Origin of the sequence: Geobacter metallireducens GS-15 (assembly GCF_000012925.1) — a bacterium.
GTDB lineage: Bacteria > Desulfobacterota > Desulfuromonadia > Geobacterales > Geobacteraceae > Geobacter > Geobacter metallireducens.
This window is the reverse complement of record NC_007517.1, coordinates 2,358,715-2,374,161: the sequence shown is the minus strand read 5'-3', so window position 1 is coordinate 2,374,161 and position 15,447 is coordinate 2,358,715. Positions and strand designations below refer to the sequence as shown.

General features: G+C 58.3%; 14 protein-coding genes. 4 read left to right on the top strand and 10 right to left on the bottom strand.

Features of this window, described 5'->3' with window-relative positions; translation table 11 throughout:
- Window positions 1–70: 70 nt before the first annotated feature.
- The 8 genes from GMET_RS10625 to GMET_RS10590 form a co-directional block, all read right to left on the bottom strand.
- Window positions 71–1,000, bottom strand: coding sequence for a SphA family protein (locus GMET_RS10625; protein ID WP_011365919.1), 930 nt, complete (start codon window positions 998–1,000; stop codon window positions 71–73).
- A 54-nt stretch (window positions 1,001–1,054) separates the two neighbouring features.
- A complete protein-coding gene (buk, locus tag GMET_RS10620) occupies window positions 1,055–2,134 on the bottom strand; it encodes a butyrate kinase (RefSeq protein ID WP_004513098.1) in 1,080 nt (359 codons plus the stop codon).
- A gap of 30 nt (window positions 2,135–2,164) precedes the next feature.
- Window positions 2,165–2,770, bottom strand: a complete 606-nt coding sequence (locus tag GMET_RS10615) for a UbiX family flavin prenyltransferase (protein ID WP_004513099.1) — start codon at window positions 2,768–2,770, stop codon at window positions 2,165–2,167.
- An 87-nt stretch (window positions 2,771–2,857) separates the two neighbouring features.
- Window positions 2,858–3,298, bottom strand: coding sequence for a CBS domain-containing protein (locus GMET_RS10610; protein ID WP_004513100.1), 441 nt, complete (start codon window positions 3,296–3,298; stop codon window positions 2,858–2,860).
- A gap of 14 nt (window positions 3,299–3,312) precedes the next feature.
- Window positions 3,313–4,569, bottom strand: coding sequence for a Tm-1-like ATP-binding domain-containing protein (locus GMET_RS10605; RefSeq protein WP_011365918.1), 1,257 nt, complete (start codon window positions 4,567–4,569; stop codon window positions 3,313–3,315).
- Window positions 4,570–4,636: 67 nt separating this feature from the next.
- Window positions 4,637–6,181 carry a phenylphosphate carboxylase subunit beta gene (gene ppcB, locus GMET_RS10600; RefSeq protein ID WP_004513102.1) on the bottom strand — a complete coding sequence of 515 codons (1,545 nt, stop codon included), beginning with the start codon at window positions 6,179–6,181 and terminating at the stop codon, window positions 4,637–4,639.
- 52 nt (window positions 6,182–6,233) lie between these two features.
- Window positions 6,234–7,382, bottom strand: coding sequence for a PEP/pyruvate-binding domain-containing protein (locus tag GMET_RS10595; RefSeq protein ID WP_004513103.1), 1,149 nt, complete (start codon window positions 7,380–7,382; stop codon window positions 6,234–6,236).
- 27 nt (window positions 7,383–7,409) lie between these two features.
- Complete coding sequence (locus GMET_RS10590; protein ID WP_011365917.1) at window positions 7,410–9,239, bottom strand: PEP-utilizing enzyme; 1,830 nt, start codon at window positions 9,237–9,239, stop codon at window positions 7,410–7,412.
- A 633-nt stretch (window positions 9,240–9,872) separates the two neighbouring features.
- On the opposite strand from GMET_RS10590, the gene GMET_RS10585 reads away from it, so the two are divergent.
- The 3 genes from GMET_RS10585 (at window position 9,873) to GMET_RS10580 (ending at window position 12,915) form a co-directional block, all read left to right on the top strand.
- The gene (locus GMET_RS10585) at window positions 9,873–11,597 is read left to right on the top strand and encodes a sigma-54-dependent Fis family transcriptional regulator (protein ID WP_004513105.1); all 1,725 of its coding nucleotides are present in this window, start codon (window positions 9,873–9,875) and stop codon (window positions 11,595–11,597) included.
- Between the two features lie 110 nt (window positions 11,598–11,707).
- Entirely contained in the window at window positions 11,708–11,884 is a 177-nt protein-coding gene (locus tag GMET_RS18810) for a hypothetical protein (RefSeq protein ID WP_187148442.1), read from the top strand.
- 125 nt (window positions 11,885–12,009) lie between these two features.
- Window positions 12,010–12,915 carry a bifunctional enoyl-CoA hydratase/phosphate acetyltransferase gene (locus GMET_RS10580; RefSeq protein WP_004513106.1) on the top strand — a complete coding sequence of 302 codons (906 nt, stop codon included), beginning with the start codon at window positions 12,010–12,012 and terminating at the stop codon, window positions 12,913–12,915.
- Window positions 12,916–13,138: 223 nt separating this feature from the next.
- Here GMET_RS10580 and GMET_RS10575 read toward each other — a convergent pair whose 3' ends face one another.
- Together GMET_RS10575 and GMET_RS10570 are read right to left on the bottom strand one after the other, a co-directional pair.
- Window positions 13,139–13,570, bottom strand: a complete 432-nt coding sequence (locus GMET_RS10575) for an RrF2 family transcriptional regulator (protein ID WP_004513107.1) — start codon at window positions 13,568–13,570, stop codon at window positions 13,139–13,141.
- A gap of 81 nt (window positions 13,571–13,651) precedes the next feature.
- Window positions 13,652–14,098, bottom strand: a complete 447-nt coding sequence (locus tag GMET_RS10570; RefSeq protein ID WP_004513108.1) for a GNAT family N-acetyltransferase — start codon at window positions 14,096–14,098, stop codon at window positions 13,652–13,654.
- A gap of 364 nt (window positions 14,099–14,462) precedes the next feature.
- Between GMET_RS10570 and moaA the strand changes: the two genes are divergently transcribed.
- Entirely contained in the window at window positions 14,463–15,443 is a 981-nt protein-coding gene (moaA, locus tag GMET_RS10565) for a GTP 3',8-cyclase MoaA (RefSeq protein ID WP_004513109.1), read from the top strand.
- Window positions 15,444–15,447: the final 4 nt, after the last annotated feature.

Below are 15,447 nucleotides of genomic sequence, written 5' to 3'. Positions count from 1 at the left end.
GCGTACCTTGTCCCTGTTCGGAACCGTTGAAATTGATCAGCCGCGTCAGAGCCGCTCCTGACACGGGGGGTCAGAAGGCATAGGAAATCTTGAACTGGGTCTGGGGGCCGGTGGCGATGTTGCGGGCGCCATACTCCCAGTACTGTTTGAAGGTCATGCTGAACGGCCCCTGTTTGGGCCAGTACTTGATGCCGAAGCCGATGCCTCCCACCCTGCTGTTTGCGTCTTCGACCCTGACTCCGTTGACCTTGTCGTCGGTGGTCTGCCAGTAGTTGTAGCCCACCACGCCCCCGCTCAGCCCGTTGCTGAGTCCATAGCCCGCTGCCCAGTCAATGTGGAACTCCTGGCCTGGGTCGGTGCCGGTGTCGCTGTTTCTGGTGTTGAAGTCGTACATGAGCTTGGCGGAGACGTCGAAACCCTCCTTGAGGTATGAGACCGCCACGACCGGCTCGAAGGTCCAGTGGTTCCTGGAGAGGATCTGGGTTGCCGGCCGGTTCTTGTCGTAGTCCCCGGTGGGTGCCCAGGTGTCCAGTGCAAAGACGGCATGGAGCGAGGGGGTGAAGTGCCAGCCAAGGATGAGGGGGCTGAAGATAAGATCCCCCATCCCCGTGTCGCGGGAATCGAAATTGAGCGGGGGGATGTCGGAACTGCTTTTCACATCGGCGTGGTAGAAGGGAAGAAAGACATGGGCGCCCCAGTTGGCTCCCAATAGCTTGAACGGACTGACGTAGATGAGTCGGGGGACCTCGGCCACCACATCAGCCTTGAAATCCGCCGGTACGCTGTTTCCGGAATTGTCCTTGATGCTGTTTTTCTGGACGAGCAGCAGGTAATTCACGAGATAGACACCCGGAGGGGGGAGTGCCCCCACGGCGAAGTCTTCGACACCGTTCGGATAGTGCTGCCCTCCGCCGGCCCACGTCAGGGGGGCGGAGAACAGAAATACGGCAAGGGCGATGCAAGGGAGGAACAACAGCCGACGGAGGGAGAACTGTTTCATAAGTAATCCTCTTTCTCGTAAATGATGTAATTGATTGCCGCCCGTTGCAACCGGTCAGGCGGCGTACACGGACAGCTCTTCTTCCTGGCTGAAGTAGCGCATTGCCGCATCGGCCAGGGCCTCCATCTCGTTCTCGCCGGGGTTCAAATGGACCGGGGCGATGAAAGCGATCTTCCTCTTCAGACTCTCCAGGAGTCGCTCCGAATAGACCAGGCTCCCGGTGAGGGCGATGGCGTCCACCGTCCCCTCCAGTACGGCCGCGCAGGCGCCGATCTCCTTGGCCACCTGGTAGATCATCGCCTCGAACACCTCGGCCGCCTTCCCGTCGCCCGCCGTGATCCGCTTTTCAATCTCGATCACGTTGGTGGTACCCAGATAGGCGTACAGCCCTCCGCCGCCGGTCAGGAGCTTCAGCACCTCGGCCTTCGTGTAGTCGCCGCTGAAGCAGAGTTTGACCAGGTCGCCGGCCGGCAGTGTCCCGGCCCGTTCCGGCGAGAAGGGGCCGTCCCCGTCCAGGGCGTTGTTCACGTCGACGATCTTCCCCTTCTGGTGTGCTCCCACCGAGATGCCGCCCCCCAGGTGAGCGACGATCAGGTTCACCTCATCGTACCGTTTCCCCAGTTCCGCCGCGATTCTGCGGGCAGTGGCCTTCTGGTTCAGGGCGTGGAAGCTGCTCGTCCTCGTGAGCTGGGGAATCCCGGAGTAGCGGGCCGAGGCGCAGAGTTCGTCGGTCATGGGAGGATCGGCGGTCAGAACCGGGATGCCGTACTGGTTCCCCAGGTCATATGCCACCAGCCCCCCCACGTTGATCGGGTGGCCGCCGTAGATGCCGCTCTTCATGTCGGCGATCATTCGCGGACAGAGCCGGTAGATGCCACCGGGGAGCGGTCTGACGTTACCGCCGCGGCAGGCGATGGCGTCGATATCATCCATGGCGAGATCGTGGTCCCGCAGGAACCCGAGGAGGGCGTCCTTGCGGTAATCGTACTGATCCCAGATGGTGGCAAACTTCCTCAGCTCCGCGTCGTCATGTCTGACCGACACGTTGATTTTCATCTCGCCTGCCGAAAAGATGCCGATCTTGGTCGAGGTGGAGCCGGGATTGATGATGAGTATTGTCTTGTCACGGTTCATGGTCTGCCCCCACAGTCCCTGGATGTGGCATTAATTGGCGATTCTGAGGGACTCCCGAACCTGCTCCTTCCGGTTGTCCCCGTGCCAGCGCTTGAAGAGATTGTGCTCGATCCCCACCTGGTCCAGAGCCTTGCCGATGCTCTGGTGGACGATGTCCATGATTGACTCCGGCTTGTGGTAGAAGGCCGGCATTGGCGGCAATATCTGGGCGCCGCAGTCGGTGGCGCGCGACATGAGCTCCAGGTGCCCCTTGTGCAAAGGTGTTTCGCGCACCATGAGCACCAGGGGGCGCCGTTCTTTCAGGGTTACATCGGCGGCGCGTATCACCAGGTTGTAGGTGAACGAGTTGGCAATGGCCGAAAGCGTCTTTACGGTGCAAGGAGCCACGATCATGCCGCGGGTGCGGAACGAGCCGCTGGCCACCGAGGCGCCGATATCCTTGTTGTCATAGACGACGTCGGCCAAGGCCCGGACCTCGTCAAGGGAGTATGATGTCTCGATCTCTAGGTTCTTGCCGGCGGCCTCGCTGACGATGAGATGGGTTTCCTGACCCAGTTCCTTCAGCACGTTCAGCATCTCCACCCCGTAGATCACGCCTGTTGCGCCGGTGATTGCCACTACCAATGGAAGGCTCATGGTCTTGCTCCTTTCTCCGTTTGTCGTTGACGGGGTGGCGGGATAATCCCGCAATCGTTGCCGAGACGTCAGGACCGGGTCCCGGCATCACTGCGCTTTCCGCATTTTCTCCGCTTCCATGGTCCCGCACAGATGGGCCGCCAGTTGGAAGATCTCGTTGGCGGATATGATTCCCACCACCGAACCGTTTTCCATGACGGGAAACTGGGCCACCATCAGCTCCTTGCCGTATTCAAGGCAGTGTTCCATGGTGTCGTTCGCATCCACGGTGGCCGGATTGCGGACCATGAAATCCCTGACCTTAAGCCGGTTGACGAAGAAACTGACTTCGTCCGGATTCTGGGTGCGCGTGACATAGTGCCCCATGCGCATCACATTGTGCCGCGTCACCAGGCCGCGCAAACGTCCATTGTCCACCACGAGCAGGGCATTCAGGTTGTTGTCGAGAAGCAGCCGCTTTGCTTCAGAGGCCAGGGTGTCGCTCGAAATCGTAAGAGGGTTGTTTTGCATCCAGTTGCGGACTATCATCGCGCACTCTCCTTTTAACCGGCCACTGCCTGGGCCGGCGTTCCCTCGTACAGCCGCACGAACTCGTCGACGGCGACCCGGGCGAATTCCTTCGTGTAGAGATGCAGATCGACTTCCTTGACCCGCTCCGGTTCATCCAGTTTTTCTTTCAGCCGGGCAACGAAGGCGGCATCGGCGGCCGGATCGTAGATGATCCGTCCTTCAAGGTCCTGGGACGACCACCCTTTCAGGGGGATCAGGAAGGTCCACTCCCCGTTGGCCCGGTTGAGCCGTTCGGCAATCACGTCGGCGGCCTGGCGCAGTTCGTCGGCGGTGGTGCGTACCTGGACCCTCAGGGAGTCCTGCACGTACTGGGGCCGGTCCTTGGTCTTCTCCAGCATGTCGGGGCGCCCGCCATAGGAGAGGATATCGAGGCCGCAGGGGGCCAGCACCATGGGAATGCCGGTCTCCACCGCTGCCATGAACCGGTCGGGCCCCGGGTCCCGGTTCCCCTTGAAGAGGTTTTCGACAATGCCGCCGGTGCAGATGTCCAGCACGCCATGGAAGGCGCCGGCACGGATCATATCCTCCATTGCCTTGTCCCCCTTTCCCTGCGCATGGCAGACGATAGGGGTGAAACCGGCCTCGTCCAGCATGCCGAGGGCGGTCTGCACGGCCATTTCGCCGAAACCGAACGAGGAGATGGCGACGCATGGCTTGTCAAAGGTGATGTTCGTCCCCTGGGTCATCTCGACCATGCCGCAGATGGCGCCCACCGCATTGGTGATCTGTGCCTTCAGGAGCGGGTTCATTTTTACCACGTCGAGCACCGTATGGTGCATGGTGATGTCGTGGGTTCCCACGTATTTGCCCACGTAGGACGGATGCGCCGCCATGGGGGAGGCCATGAGCTTCGGGATCCCGAAGGGGACCCCTTTCATGACGCTGGTGCCGACGAGCGATGATGTCCCGCCGCCAACGCCAAAGACCCCCTGGATCTTTCCTTCTTTCATCATGTCGGCAACGATGGCGCTGGCGCCCCTGATCTGGTTTTCCATCGCCCGGTCACGGTCAGAGCGGTAGCATTCGCGCACCGCCTCGATGGTCATGCCGCCGCGCTCGGCCACGTGCTCGCAGGTGATATCGCCAGCAAAGGGAGGGGGTTCCTCCATGCTGAAATCGAGGAAATAGGCGTTGTGCCCCCGCGTCTCGATCAGCTGTTTGACGAAAATGATGTCCTCGCCCCGGGTGTCCAGGTTGCAGATGATGACGATTCCCTTTTTCTGGGCCATGGTGTCTACTCCTTTGGGATCGGGAAGTCCCCCCTCCCCCGCAGGGGGGAGGGAGTGCTTGGATGTCCTATTTTTTCTTCACTTCCGGCCGGGTGAGACGCGGGATCATCTCGGCGACCGGGCTTGCGCCGGTGAAGCCGTATTCATTCCAGCGGTCGGAAACCTTCTGCAGCACCGTCCGATCCATGAAGATCTCGTTCGGCTTGTTTTTCCACTCGTATGGTATGGTGGCATCCAGGATGATGCGGCTGACCACGTCGCGCGCCTCGATGGGGAGGCCCGGGTCGAGCGGGGTAGAGCGTCCGCGGGTGATGATCTGGGTTGAGCGTTTCGGATCGAAACGTACGGCCAGCGCCCACCAGACACGATCCATGTCGTCGGCGGCTATGTCATGGTCGACGATGATGATCCCCTTGACGCCGTAGTGACCGGTGGTGCTGCCGTTGATGGCATCGGCCACGTGGTTCGAGTGACCCGGATACATCTGCTTGACCGAGGCGACGACCCAGAAACGGCCGGTGGCCGCAGCGGGGAAGTAGACGCTCTGGATGCCCGGCACTTTCATGGTCTCCAAGTCGTGCCACAGGGTGGCCGTACGGTTGATGGACTGGACCATGTGGGTGTCGTTGATCGGCTTGCCGACCGTGGTTGACCAGAAGATCGGCTTGTTGCGATGGATGATCCGTTTCACGCGGATGACCGGCTTGGGATAGTCCTTCATCTTGTTGCCCGAGTAATAGCCGGTGTACTCGCCGAACGGCCCTTCTTCCATCAACTCCTCGGGATCCATCCACCCTTCGACGATGATCTCGGCGTTGGCCGGCAGGGTCAGTCCGGTAAGATCCGACTTGAATACTTCGATGGGACGGCCGCGCAGGGCGCCCCCCACGTCGTATTCATCGGTCTGGGCGCTGACCAGGGTGGAGGAGGCCAAAAACAGTATGGGATCGCCCCCCACCACGTAGGCGACCGGCATCTTCTCGCCCCGCTCCTGGTACTTTTTCATGTGGAAGTCGCCGTGCTTGCCGCTGATGATCTGGGAGCCGAGGATGTTCTTGCCCAGGATCTGGGAACGATAGGTGCCCAGGTTTGTCCAGCCCGTATCCGGGTCCTGGGTCACCAGGTACCCGGAGGTGCCGAAGAAGCGGCCGCCGTCATCGGGATAGAACCAGGGGGCGGGGAAGTTTTCCAGGTCCACATCTTTTTCTTCAATGATGTTTTCCATGACCGGCGGGTTCTTGACAAAGGTCGGCTTGATCATCTGCTTGGTGGTCAGCTCCATCCATTTCCGGGAAAGCTGGCACATGGAGAGGGACGGGTCCTGTTCCAGGCAGATGGCGATACGTTCGGGGGTGGTGAAGGCGCTGGTGAAAACCGGGATAGTGTTCCCCTTGACGTTCTCATAGAGCAATGCCGGGCCCTTTTGCTCTTCATTCACCTTGGAGATGTGGGCAAGTTCGAATTTCCAGTCCACTTCGGCCTTGACGCGGTGGAGTACCCCATGGGCTTCCAGTGCTGCGATGTAGCTGCGAATGTCGTTGATGGGGGGTACCGCGGGCCGTGAGTCGAGTTCTTCGTTGATCTCTTTCACTTTAAGCTGTGTTGTGCTCATACTGCCTCCTTATCTGTTGGGTTTTGTGAAGCAACCGTGGGCTTCCGAGGGGTTAGTTCAGCCGCTTCCCTTCCAGCATGCTGGCCAGGATGTAGTCCATGGCGGAAGCGCCGCCCTTGGCTGCTCCCGGCGGTTGCTGTTTCTGGCTCCAGACCGTTTCCGGCCGCGCCTGCAGGATGAAGATGTTGCCGCCGAAGGGGAGGTCTTTGTCCACTGCCCATTCGATGTCCATGGGGCGGCCGTAATGTTTTTCGATCAGCTTTCCCATCTTGGCCAGTTCGGTGATCTCGTCGTCCATGAGCGACTGTACCTTCTGCCGCTCGAACGGGACCTCGATGGGGCGGGACACCTGGGTCTTCTGGTCCACCGTGTAGTAGATATCCTTCTGTGAAATGGTCCGCTCCAGGATATCCATGGTGATCTTGTTGACCACGAAGTTGTCCGGGGTCACTTCCCCCGAAACCACCGACTCGCCGAACCCGTAGTTGGAGTCGATGACGATCACCGAGCGGTCGCCGTTGCCCGGGTGAAGGGTGAACATCACCCCGGCGGTGAACGAGTTGGCCATCTTCTGCACCCCCACGCTGATCGCCACCTGCTCGTCGGCATACCCCTGGTTGATCCGGTAGGCTATCGCCCGGCCGGTGTAGAGGCTGGAGATGCAGCGCCGCATGTTGTGCAGCACCTCGTCCGCACCACGGACCCAGAGGTAGGTGTCCTGCTGGCCGGCAAAGCTCGCGCCGGGCAGGTCCTCGGCCGTGGCGCTGGAGCGGACCGCCACCGGCACCGCCGGCAGGCAGGAGCGCACCGCCAGCTTGCGGTATCTCTCCGCCACCAGGTCTTCTATCTCGGCGGAGAAGGGGTGGGCCTCGATCATTTCCCGGATCGCCCCGCTGGTATTCTCCAGTGCCTCCATGTCACCGGCGTCGAGACCGGACACCATGGATTGAATCTCCCGGTCGATCCCGGCGTCGGTCATGAAGCGGCGATACCCCTCGGTGGTGAGCGCAAAGCCGGGAGGGACCCGTACGCCGGCGCTTATCAGCTCGCCGAGGGATGAACACTTCCCACCCACCAGGGGGACCGAATCCTTCCGGCACTCCTCGAACCAGCAGACCAGCGGCGTGACCTTCCCTGCCGAACGGACGGTTCCGTACTTGTTTCCCCACCTTTTGTCATGCATGTTCACTGCAGTGCTCATGTCCATTGCCTCCTCTGTCCGGTTTTCTCAGCGGTCTATGGTGACGACGCCGGTGGCGCCGTCGACCCGGAGCATCATGCCGGTCCGGATGATCTTCGTCGCGTGGCCGGTGCCGACCACCGCCGGCATGCCGTATTCCCTGCAGACGATTGCCGCGTGGCTCATGACTCCCCCCACATCGGTGATTGCCCCCTTGATCCTGGCAAAGGCCGGTGCCCAGGAGGGCGAGGTGGTGGGGGCCACTAGAATTTCTCCCTCCTGCAGCAGGCGGATGTCGTCCGCGCTGCGGCAGACCCGGGCTTTCCCCTCCACCACGCCGGGGCTGCCGGCAAACCCTTTCAGGGTGGTGATGCTGTCCGGATCGGAGATGTCCTGTACTTCGGACCAGTCCGAGATGGAGGAGTTGGTGACCCCCCAGAGCACGATGGTGAACGGCTCCCGGATCACTTCGGGGGGGATACCGACGGCCGGCGGCGGACTCCACTCCTGGAACTTTTTCATCACCCCTTTGCGCCAGGCGATCTCCTTGGGCCATACCGCGGTGCCCCGGGGCTTGACGCCGGTTGCCCAGGCGGTGACCATGTCCCACAGCCCCTGCTTGATTTCATCCCGGCGCAGATACCAGACATCCTCCACGTCCTCGAACATGCCGTGCTCTTTCATGATGGCCGCCACTTCGCGCATTTTTCTCCAGAACACGGTGTGGAACCAGTGCTCGACGTAGAAGAGGTGGTTCTCCACATAGGGGAAGACCGTCTTGGCGGTGCCGAGCAGTTCGTCGAAGGTCTTGCGGTCCTCGTCCGATGTAATGAGGTCGCGGTACTCCTCGGTGATCCGGTCCCGTTCGGCTCGCACCTTTTCCATCGGCCGTTCTATGTCCATCCCCTGCCTGAGCTGATTGATATAGGTGGCGATGCCGGAAAGCGGAATGTTCAGGTCGTCGTTCCACGACTTGTCGCTGTGGGACCAGCCGGTGCCGGTGGAGACGTGAAACCAGGGATACCGGGCCTCTTCCAGGGCATCCAGCCAGGTCCTCCCCTTCGGATGCGCCTTCAGCGCGGTCTCGGCATCCTGCCACTCCCCGCAGTTGGTCAGGATCAGGTCGACCCCCAGTTCGATGGCTTTCTTGGCCAGTTTTTTCAGCTCGTCGTCGGAGCGGTACATGATCACGTCGATACCGGCGATCATCTGGGTCACCCGCTGCAGCGGGATGCTCGGGAAGAGCTTTTGCACGAAGTCGAGAAAAAAGACGTAGGCGGCATAGCCGAGGTTGAGGAATTCGAAGTGGTACTGCCAGCACTGGATACCCAGGTTGATCAGGTCGTCGTAGGCTTTGATCAGATGGAATCCCTTTGATTCGCCGATTCCTTCAGTGACCACGCTGATATCTTCAAGATCGGGGAGGCTGGGGATCGGCAGTTCTTCGATCTGCTTGATGATCCCTTTCATCTTCAGTTCCCACTTGGCCTCCAGCTCATTCCAGTTTTTGTAGTAATAGCCCGCGCGCTCCATGAAGTTGGGTACGCGGCTCCCTACCTCTTCCGGGTCTGTTACCGGAACCGGCGAGATATACACGTAGCCGTTGATGATCCGGTGGTCGACGCCGCGCACCGGCGGCACCTGGAAGATGCGGTTGTTGTACTGGGACAACCCCAGGTACCAGGCCTCATCCCAGATCGTGTCGAAGGGGTAGATCGGTTCGGGATAGTGGAGTCCATCATAAAACCAGAAGGATTGCGCCTCGTACGTCATCCGTTCCGGGTCGTCAGTGACGAACTGGTACTGGTACGGATACATTCTCTCCCAACCTTCTGTTCCAGGGATTGTCCTGACATCATGTGGTTTTGGAAATTTCATCGCGTGTCTCCCGAATGTACGTTGATGCTCCATGGTTAGTGATGCGAGGCCTCGTTGCCGTCGACGAAGGTTCTGGTTTGTGGTGAGTGTGACATTTGGGAGGGGTATGAGCATGCTCTGTGCCAAACAGTGTTTTGTAATGAGTGGGGGGCGAACAGGTCTATCGAACGTGTTAAGCGAATCAGGCTGATTTATCTGGCTAATGAGCGATTTGCGCGCTTCGCAAATTGCCTGCAAGAAACCCAGGCTGAATCGTCAGTGGTGATCAGACCCCTGTTTTCGGCAGTCGACCATTTTGTAACTATTCTCGTTTACTCGGCCGGGAATTGGACAATTTTGTCAACTCGTGGCAGGGATACCGTTTGCCATGGCCCCGCGGTAACGGTGCATAATGCGATGGAACGGAGATTTGGCGGTAGTTTGTTGCCCCTGGCTTGGGTGAGAGGCGGGCAGTGTGGTGGATTTCGCCGTGACATATTCGTCATGTACATGTAAAATGTATAACGACGTTTTTGTATGGTACGAAACTGGTTCATCTGACAATCTATCAAATTAGGCAATGATAATAAAATATCGTTATGAAATGACGGTTCAAAAAGTGATTCTGGTGCCAATTTGCGGTGAGGTGGGAAAATGACTAAACAGCGACGTTCCGATAAGCCTGGCTGCACATTGACGGACGGCGATCTCCTCGGACGGGTGCATTTCTGTAGGGAATCAGGGAATATTTGGCTGCACGAGCATCGCATGCTCCTGGTGCATGCCGAGGCGCAGGCCACTCTGCGGAGGGAGCTGATTGATACGCTCGGCATAGAGCGCGTACAGGGGCTGCTCACGCGCATGGGGTACGCGGCCGGCATGCACGATGCCGAACTCGTCTGTACGCGCGTTGAGGGCGCGACGGATGTGGAACTTTTTATGACCGGGCCAATGCTCCATAAGCTGGAGGGAGAAGCAAATGTAACACCGGTCAAGGTTGACTTTGATCGAACAACAGGAAGCTTCTACGGCGAATTTATCTGGGAGAACTCATGGGAAGGCCAATGGCACAAGCGCCACTATGGAGCCTGTTCCGAGCCGGTCTGCTGGAGTCAGATCGGTTACGCCTGCGGCTACTCGACGGCCTTCATGGGACGACCGATTTTGTACAAGGAAGTGGAATGCATAGGGATGGGAGATACTCATTGCCGCATCATCGGCAAGCCGATCGATGAATGGGATGACGCACGTGACTATGCGCGTCTTTTCAGTCGGGAGTCCATTGCCGAGCAGCTCATTGACCTGCAGACCCAGGTGATACAGCTCCGCTCCGCCATAAACAAAAAGGAAAAGCTTCCCGAAGACGTTGTCGGCAATTCAAAGGTCTTCCGGGCGGCCTATGATTTGCTCCAGCAGGCGGCCAAAAGTCAGATTACGGTGCTGCTCCTGGGGGAGACCGGCGTTGGCAAAGAGGTGTTCGCCCGGACCCTCCACGCCAGTGGTGCCCGCAACAAAGAACCCTTCATCGCCATAAACTGTGCGGCAATTCCCCATGATCTGGTGGAATCCGAGTTGTTCGGCGTTGAAAAGGGTGCCTATACCGGGGCAGTAACGGCCCGTGCCGGGCGCTTCGAACGGGCAAACGGCGGTACGTTGTTTCTCGACGAGGTGGGTGATTTGCCCCTTTCGGCGCAGGCCAAGCTCTTGCGTGTCTTGCAGGAAGGTGAGCTCGAACGCGTCGGCGACCATAAAACCCGTAAGGTCAATGTGCGCTTGGTGGCAGCGACCAACATCGATCTGAAGCAACTGGTCCAGGAGGGGAGGTTCCGGTCGGACCTCTATTATCGGCTCAATGCCTTCCAGATCAACATCCCCCCTCTCAGGGAGCGCAAGGAGGATATTTCACTGCTTGCCCGACGTTTCCTGGAAAAATATTCCGCGATCCACGGCAAGAAACTGCGTGGCTTCACCGATAAGGCCAAACGCTCGCTCCTGGCATATCCCTGGCCGGGCAACATTCGCGAACTGCAGAACATGATTGAGCGTGGCGTCATTCTTGCCCCAAGCGGCACCCGCATCGAGCTGGAGCATATGTTTTCGGCCAGCGGCGACGAGCATGCCCATGAACTCGGGCTCGACGGCAACGGCGATCTTAACGGCAGGCGCGGGAAAGGCGCTGAAGAAATTTGCGAGATGGTTTTCAGTGGCGCCATGACGCTGGATCAGCTGGAGGCCATGTTGATTGAAACCGCTGTGAGCAAGACCGGCGGCAATCTTGCCTCGGCTGCCAGGAAACTCGGCCTGACCCGGCGTCAGTTTGCCTACCGATTGAACCGGCTGCATGAAGGAGAGGTGGCGGTAATAGGGGGCAATGCTTGATCCATGGGGCAGGCGGGACAAACCTGCCCGCAATCGGAACGAACTGTCTTATCAATTGATTAATCGATAAAACATGGTTACACGATCATTTGATTATATGATCAAATGCCTTGCCTTTGCTCGCCGATCAATGCATCAAGTCCGGTTACCTCCAAGAACGCTTGTCTGATGCCGCTTATCCCCTCCTTGGTGTGTCCGCAGCCGGCCCAAGTCGTAACAAGACCGGTTTTTCAGAAAAAATAGCAATCAATGATTTCAGCATGCTGGCGAATGTTTTTGCTGGTTGAATTGCATCGCGCAAATGGACCGATAATTGCAAAACAATATTTTATGAATGTGCGATGGGTGCCGTTGCCGCCGGTCCCGTAGGTGCGGGGAGGGAGAGGGATTTCAATTCAAAAGGAGAGTAGAAATGATCAAATCATTCGATGAACTGATCGCTGCCGTACAGGAAAAACCGAAGAAGAAAATAGCCATCGTCTCCCCGGAGGGGACGACGGTGATGAAGCTGGTCAAGCAGGCGCTGGATGCGAAACTGGCCGAATTCATCCTTGTGGGTGACGAAGGGAAGATAAAGACCATGTCGGCCGAGGCCGGCTTTGATTCGAACCTCATCAACATAATCAATATTCCGAACCAGAAGGATGCGGCGGAAGAGGCGGTCAGGCTGGTGGTTGTGGGAAGCGCCAACGCCATCATGAAGGGGAACCTTCCCACCGCCACCTTCATGCGGGCAATCCTGGACAAGCAGAAGGGGCTGAACGACAACAGGGTAATCAGCGAGATCACCATCTACGAAAAGATCGTCGACGCACCGGGAGGCGGGTTCCGCTTTCTCACCGATTGCGCCATCAACGTGCAGCCGACCCTGGACGAGAAAAAGCAGATCATCGAAAACGCCGTCGATCTGGCCCATAAGCTGGGAAACACGCTGCCGAAGGTGGCGGTCATCTCGGCCGTCGAGGTGGTCAATCCCGCCATGCCCGACACCATCGAGGCTGCGGCCTTGAGCAAGATGGCAGAGCGGGGCCAGATCGAAGGGTGTCTTGTCGAGGGGCCGCTGGCCTTTGACAACGCCATATCCCAGGAGGCGGCCAAGTACAAGAAGATCAAAGGCGAGGTGGCCGGCCAGGCGGATATCATCATGGCCCCCAACCTCCTCTCGGCCAATCCCCTGCGCAAATGCCTGGTCTACTACACCCAGCAGCGGATCGCCACCGCGGTGATGGGGGCGAAAGCGCCGATCGTGCTCACGTCCCGCTCCGATTCGGCCGAAACCATGCTCCTTACCATTGCCCTGGCAGCGTACATATCCTGAACAAGGGAGCGTTCCGGCGGTCACTGGAGGTGTGAAACAGGCAGCCGGGCTTCGTGCAAAAGCCATCTCGTCTCCCGCAAGGGGAGGCGGTTGCGCGAGGCTCGGCCGCCGGCATGAATGTGCCGGGGAGTGAAGGGGAAAGGGTGCTGCACTGAAGAAGGGGCGGGGCAGGGTGGTAAACGATTGACGGGACGGTGCCGGACCGTTCGTTGAGGCAAAGGGTTCAGTTGTTCTGGGTTCTGATCTCAACCCGCTGGCGTGCGCCCTTCAGAGCGGTTTCCAGGGTGATTGTGTCCAGAACTGCTTTGGTGAGGTCGTCGATTTCGTTTGCGATGCTCTTCAGTTCCTCAAGTATCGGGACGTCTAAAGGGCTTCCGTGGGGCACATCAAGCTCGGATTCCAGATTTTCGAACATCTGAATTATATCCAGCAACGTCGTTCGCTGGATATTGCCTGAAAACCGATAGCCGCCGCCAACGCCGCGTACTGCCTGCACCAGTCCTTCGTGGACCAGGTCGCGCATGATTTTTGCGAGATGATGGGGAGAGACGCCGTATTTGGAAGCGATCTCGCCGGTCGACAATTGCCGCTCAGGGTCGCTGGCCAGTTCCAGTACGGCAAACAGGGCGAAAAGGCTGGCTTTATTGAGTCTCATGGTATTCCCTCTCCAGGGTAAAACGTATGTAGAGTTTTGCCATGCACTTTGTATTGCAGAGGGCTGCCGGCAACCTTTCAGTCAGTCGAGCGGTTTTTCCAACTCGATATATCTGCCCGTCCGTAAGCCCATGCTGCGAAAGAAGGACAAGGTCAACTTGTTATCGCGATCAACCATGGTGCGTACCGTGGTGACCCCGGCCTGTTTCAAACGGGCGGATATTTCGTCGAACATGCGCCGACCGATGCCTCCCTCACGCGCTTTCGGCGAGACGGCAATGGCAAACACCCACCCGCAGGGTGGTGAACCGAACTCCCAAGCGCGAACCTCGCCGGCAATGAATCCGACAACCCTGCCGTTCGATTCTGCCACGAGGAAGATCCGATCGCTTTTGCCGCCGGTAACAAAACGGTCAAATATCCCGCGCCAGTAATCAGCCTTTTCCGTCTTGGAAGTGACGGTGTCCAAGGAGATTACATCGTTGAGATCGCTTGGCTTTGCGTTACGGATGGATAATTGATCGCTCATTCGTGACCTTGCCGGCACTCGCATCTGGAACCGGGTCAGTGCTCTTTCTGTGGCCCGGTGTGCGAAATAGCCCAAAAATATTTTCCGTGCTTGATGATCCTCTTGGTAAAAGTGGTACCATAATACCGTAATGGATCGGTGGATTCAAGGATATTTCCGTAGATTGTTGTTGATCTCGTCATTACTGGTGGTAACTCTATGAAAACACTGCTGTATGTTGCGTGTGAGCTGCTTCGTGCCAAGTGCGCCGGAATTGTCTTGACATCTAAAATATTAAAATGGTACCAAAATACTATAATAACTCGCCCCGGTGGCCAGGTAGACGGCACGTTCTTGAACAGATCGTTTGATATGTGAGGTGTCTATGTCCCCGTCAGATATCTATGGGAGAAAGATAAATTACCTGCGGTTGTCGGTAACGGATCGCTGCAATCTCCGGTGCACGTACTGTATGCCGGCCTCTGGCATCAAGAAGCGCGCACACTCTGACATTCTGAGCTACGAGCAGCTGCATCGGATTGCGGAGGCGGCAGTTGCCATCGGTGTCGAGAAGATCCGGATAACCGGTGGTGAACCGCTGGTCAGAAAGGGAATGCCCGGCTTTCTTGCCGGCCTGAAGCGGATTCCCGGCCTGAAGAAACTCGTCCTGACCACAAACGGCGTGTTTCTGGGGAGTATGGCCGGTGAATTGAGAGACGCCGGTGTTGAAAGTGTCAACATAAGCCTGGATTCGCTGCGTCCCGAAGTGTTTTCCCGGATTACCCGGCGCGGCGATTTGTCCAAGGTGTTGGAAGGAATCGCCGCTGCCGAGCATGCCGGGTTCGAGCATATCAAGCTGAACATGGTGGTGATGCGCGGGGTCAACGACGCCGAGGTGCTGGATTTCGCCGCGCTGACCCTCGATAGGCCATTGAAGGTGCGATTCATCGAGTATATGCCGACGCTGAAGGAACGGAACTGGCAATCCTTCATGGTTCCCGGGGACGAATTGCTGTCCCGGCTTTCAAAACGGTATCCACTGCGGAAAGTGACCAATGACGCACTTGACGGGCCGGCCGTCTACTACCGGATTGACGGAGCCGCGGGAACGCTCGGTTTCATAACGCCGATGTCCAGCCATTTTTGCCAGAACTGCAACCGGATCAGGGTCACCTCTTCGGGAACGGTAAAAAGCTGTCTGTTTGACGATGGGAAAACGAGCCTCAAACCGTATCTTGAAAATGGCGACGACGCCGGACTGCGGGAAACACTGCGCCAGGTTGCCGGCACGAAACCCCACAGGCACATGTTCATGTCCCGGGAAGCCGATAACCACTCGTTCACCATGTCGCAGATTGGCGGGTAACAGA

Excerpts from the sequence above, each read along its gene's own strand:
- GMET_RS10575 (WP_004513107.1), bottom strand. The coding sequence starts at position 13,570 with ATGAGACTCAATAAAGCCAGCCTTTTCGCCCTGTTTGCCGTACTGGAA.
- GMET_RS10570 (WP_004513108.1), bottom strand. The coding sequence starts at position 14,098 with ATGAGCGATCAATTATCCATCCGTAACGCAAAGCCAAGCGATCTCAAC.
- GMET_RS10580 (WP_004513106.1), top strand. The coding sequence starts at position 12,010 with ATGATCAAATCATTCGATGAACTGATCGCTGCCGTACAGGAAAAACCG.
- GMET_RS10590 (WP_011365917.1), bottom strand. The coding sequence starts at position 9,239 with ATGAAATTTCCAAAACCACATGATGTCAGGACAATCCCTGGAACAGAA.
- GMET_RS10605 (WP_011365918.1), bottom strand. The coding sequence starts at position 4,569 with ATGGCCCAGAAAAAGGGAATCGTCATCATCTGCAACCTGGACACCCGG.
- GMET_RS10615 (WP_004513099.1), bottom strand. The coding sequence starts at position 2,770 with ATGAGCCTTCCATTGGTAGTGGCAATCACCGGCGCAACAGGCGTGATC.
- ppcB (WP_004513102.1), bottom strand. The coding sequence starts at position 6,181 with ATGAGCACAACACAGCTTAAAGTGAAAGAGATCAACGAAGAACTCGAC.
- moaA (WP_004513109.1), top strand. The coding sequence starts at position 14,463 with ATGTCCCCGTCAGATATCTATGGGAGAAAGATAAATTACCTGCGGTTG.
- GMET_RS10595 (WP_004513103.1), bottom strand. The coding sequence starts at position 7,382 with ATGAGCACTGCAGTGAACATGCATGACAAAAGGTGGGGAAACAAGTAC.
- GMET_RS10585 (WP_004513105.1), top strand. The coding sequence starts at position 9,873 with ATGACTAAACAGCGACGTTCCGATAAGCCTGGCTGCACATTGACGGAC.
- buk (WP_004513098.1), bottom strand. The coding sequence starts at position 2,134 with ATGAACCGTGACAAGACAATACTCATCATCAATCCCGGCTCCACCTCG.
- GMET_RS10625 (WP_011365919.1), bottom strand. The coding sequence starts at position 1,000 with ATGAAACAGTTCTCCCTCCGTCGGCTGTTGTTCCTCCCTTGCATCGCC.
- GMET_RS10610 (WP_004513100.1), bottom strand. The coding sequence starts at position 3,298 with ATGATAGTCCGCAACTGGATGCAAAACAACCCTCTTACGATTTCGAGC.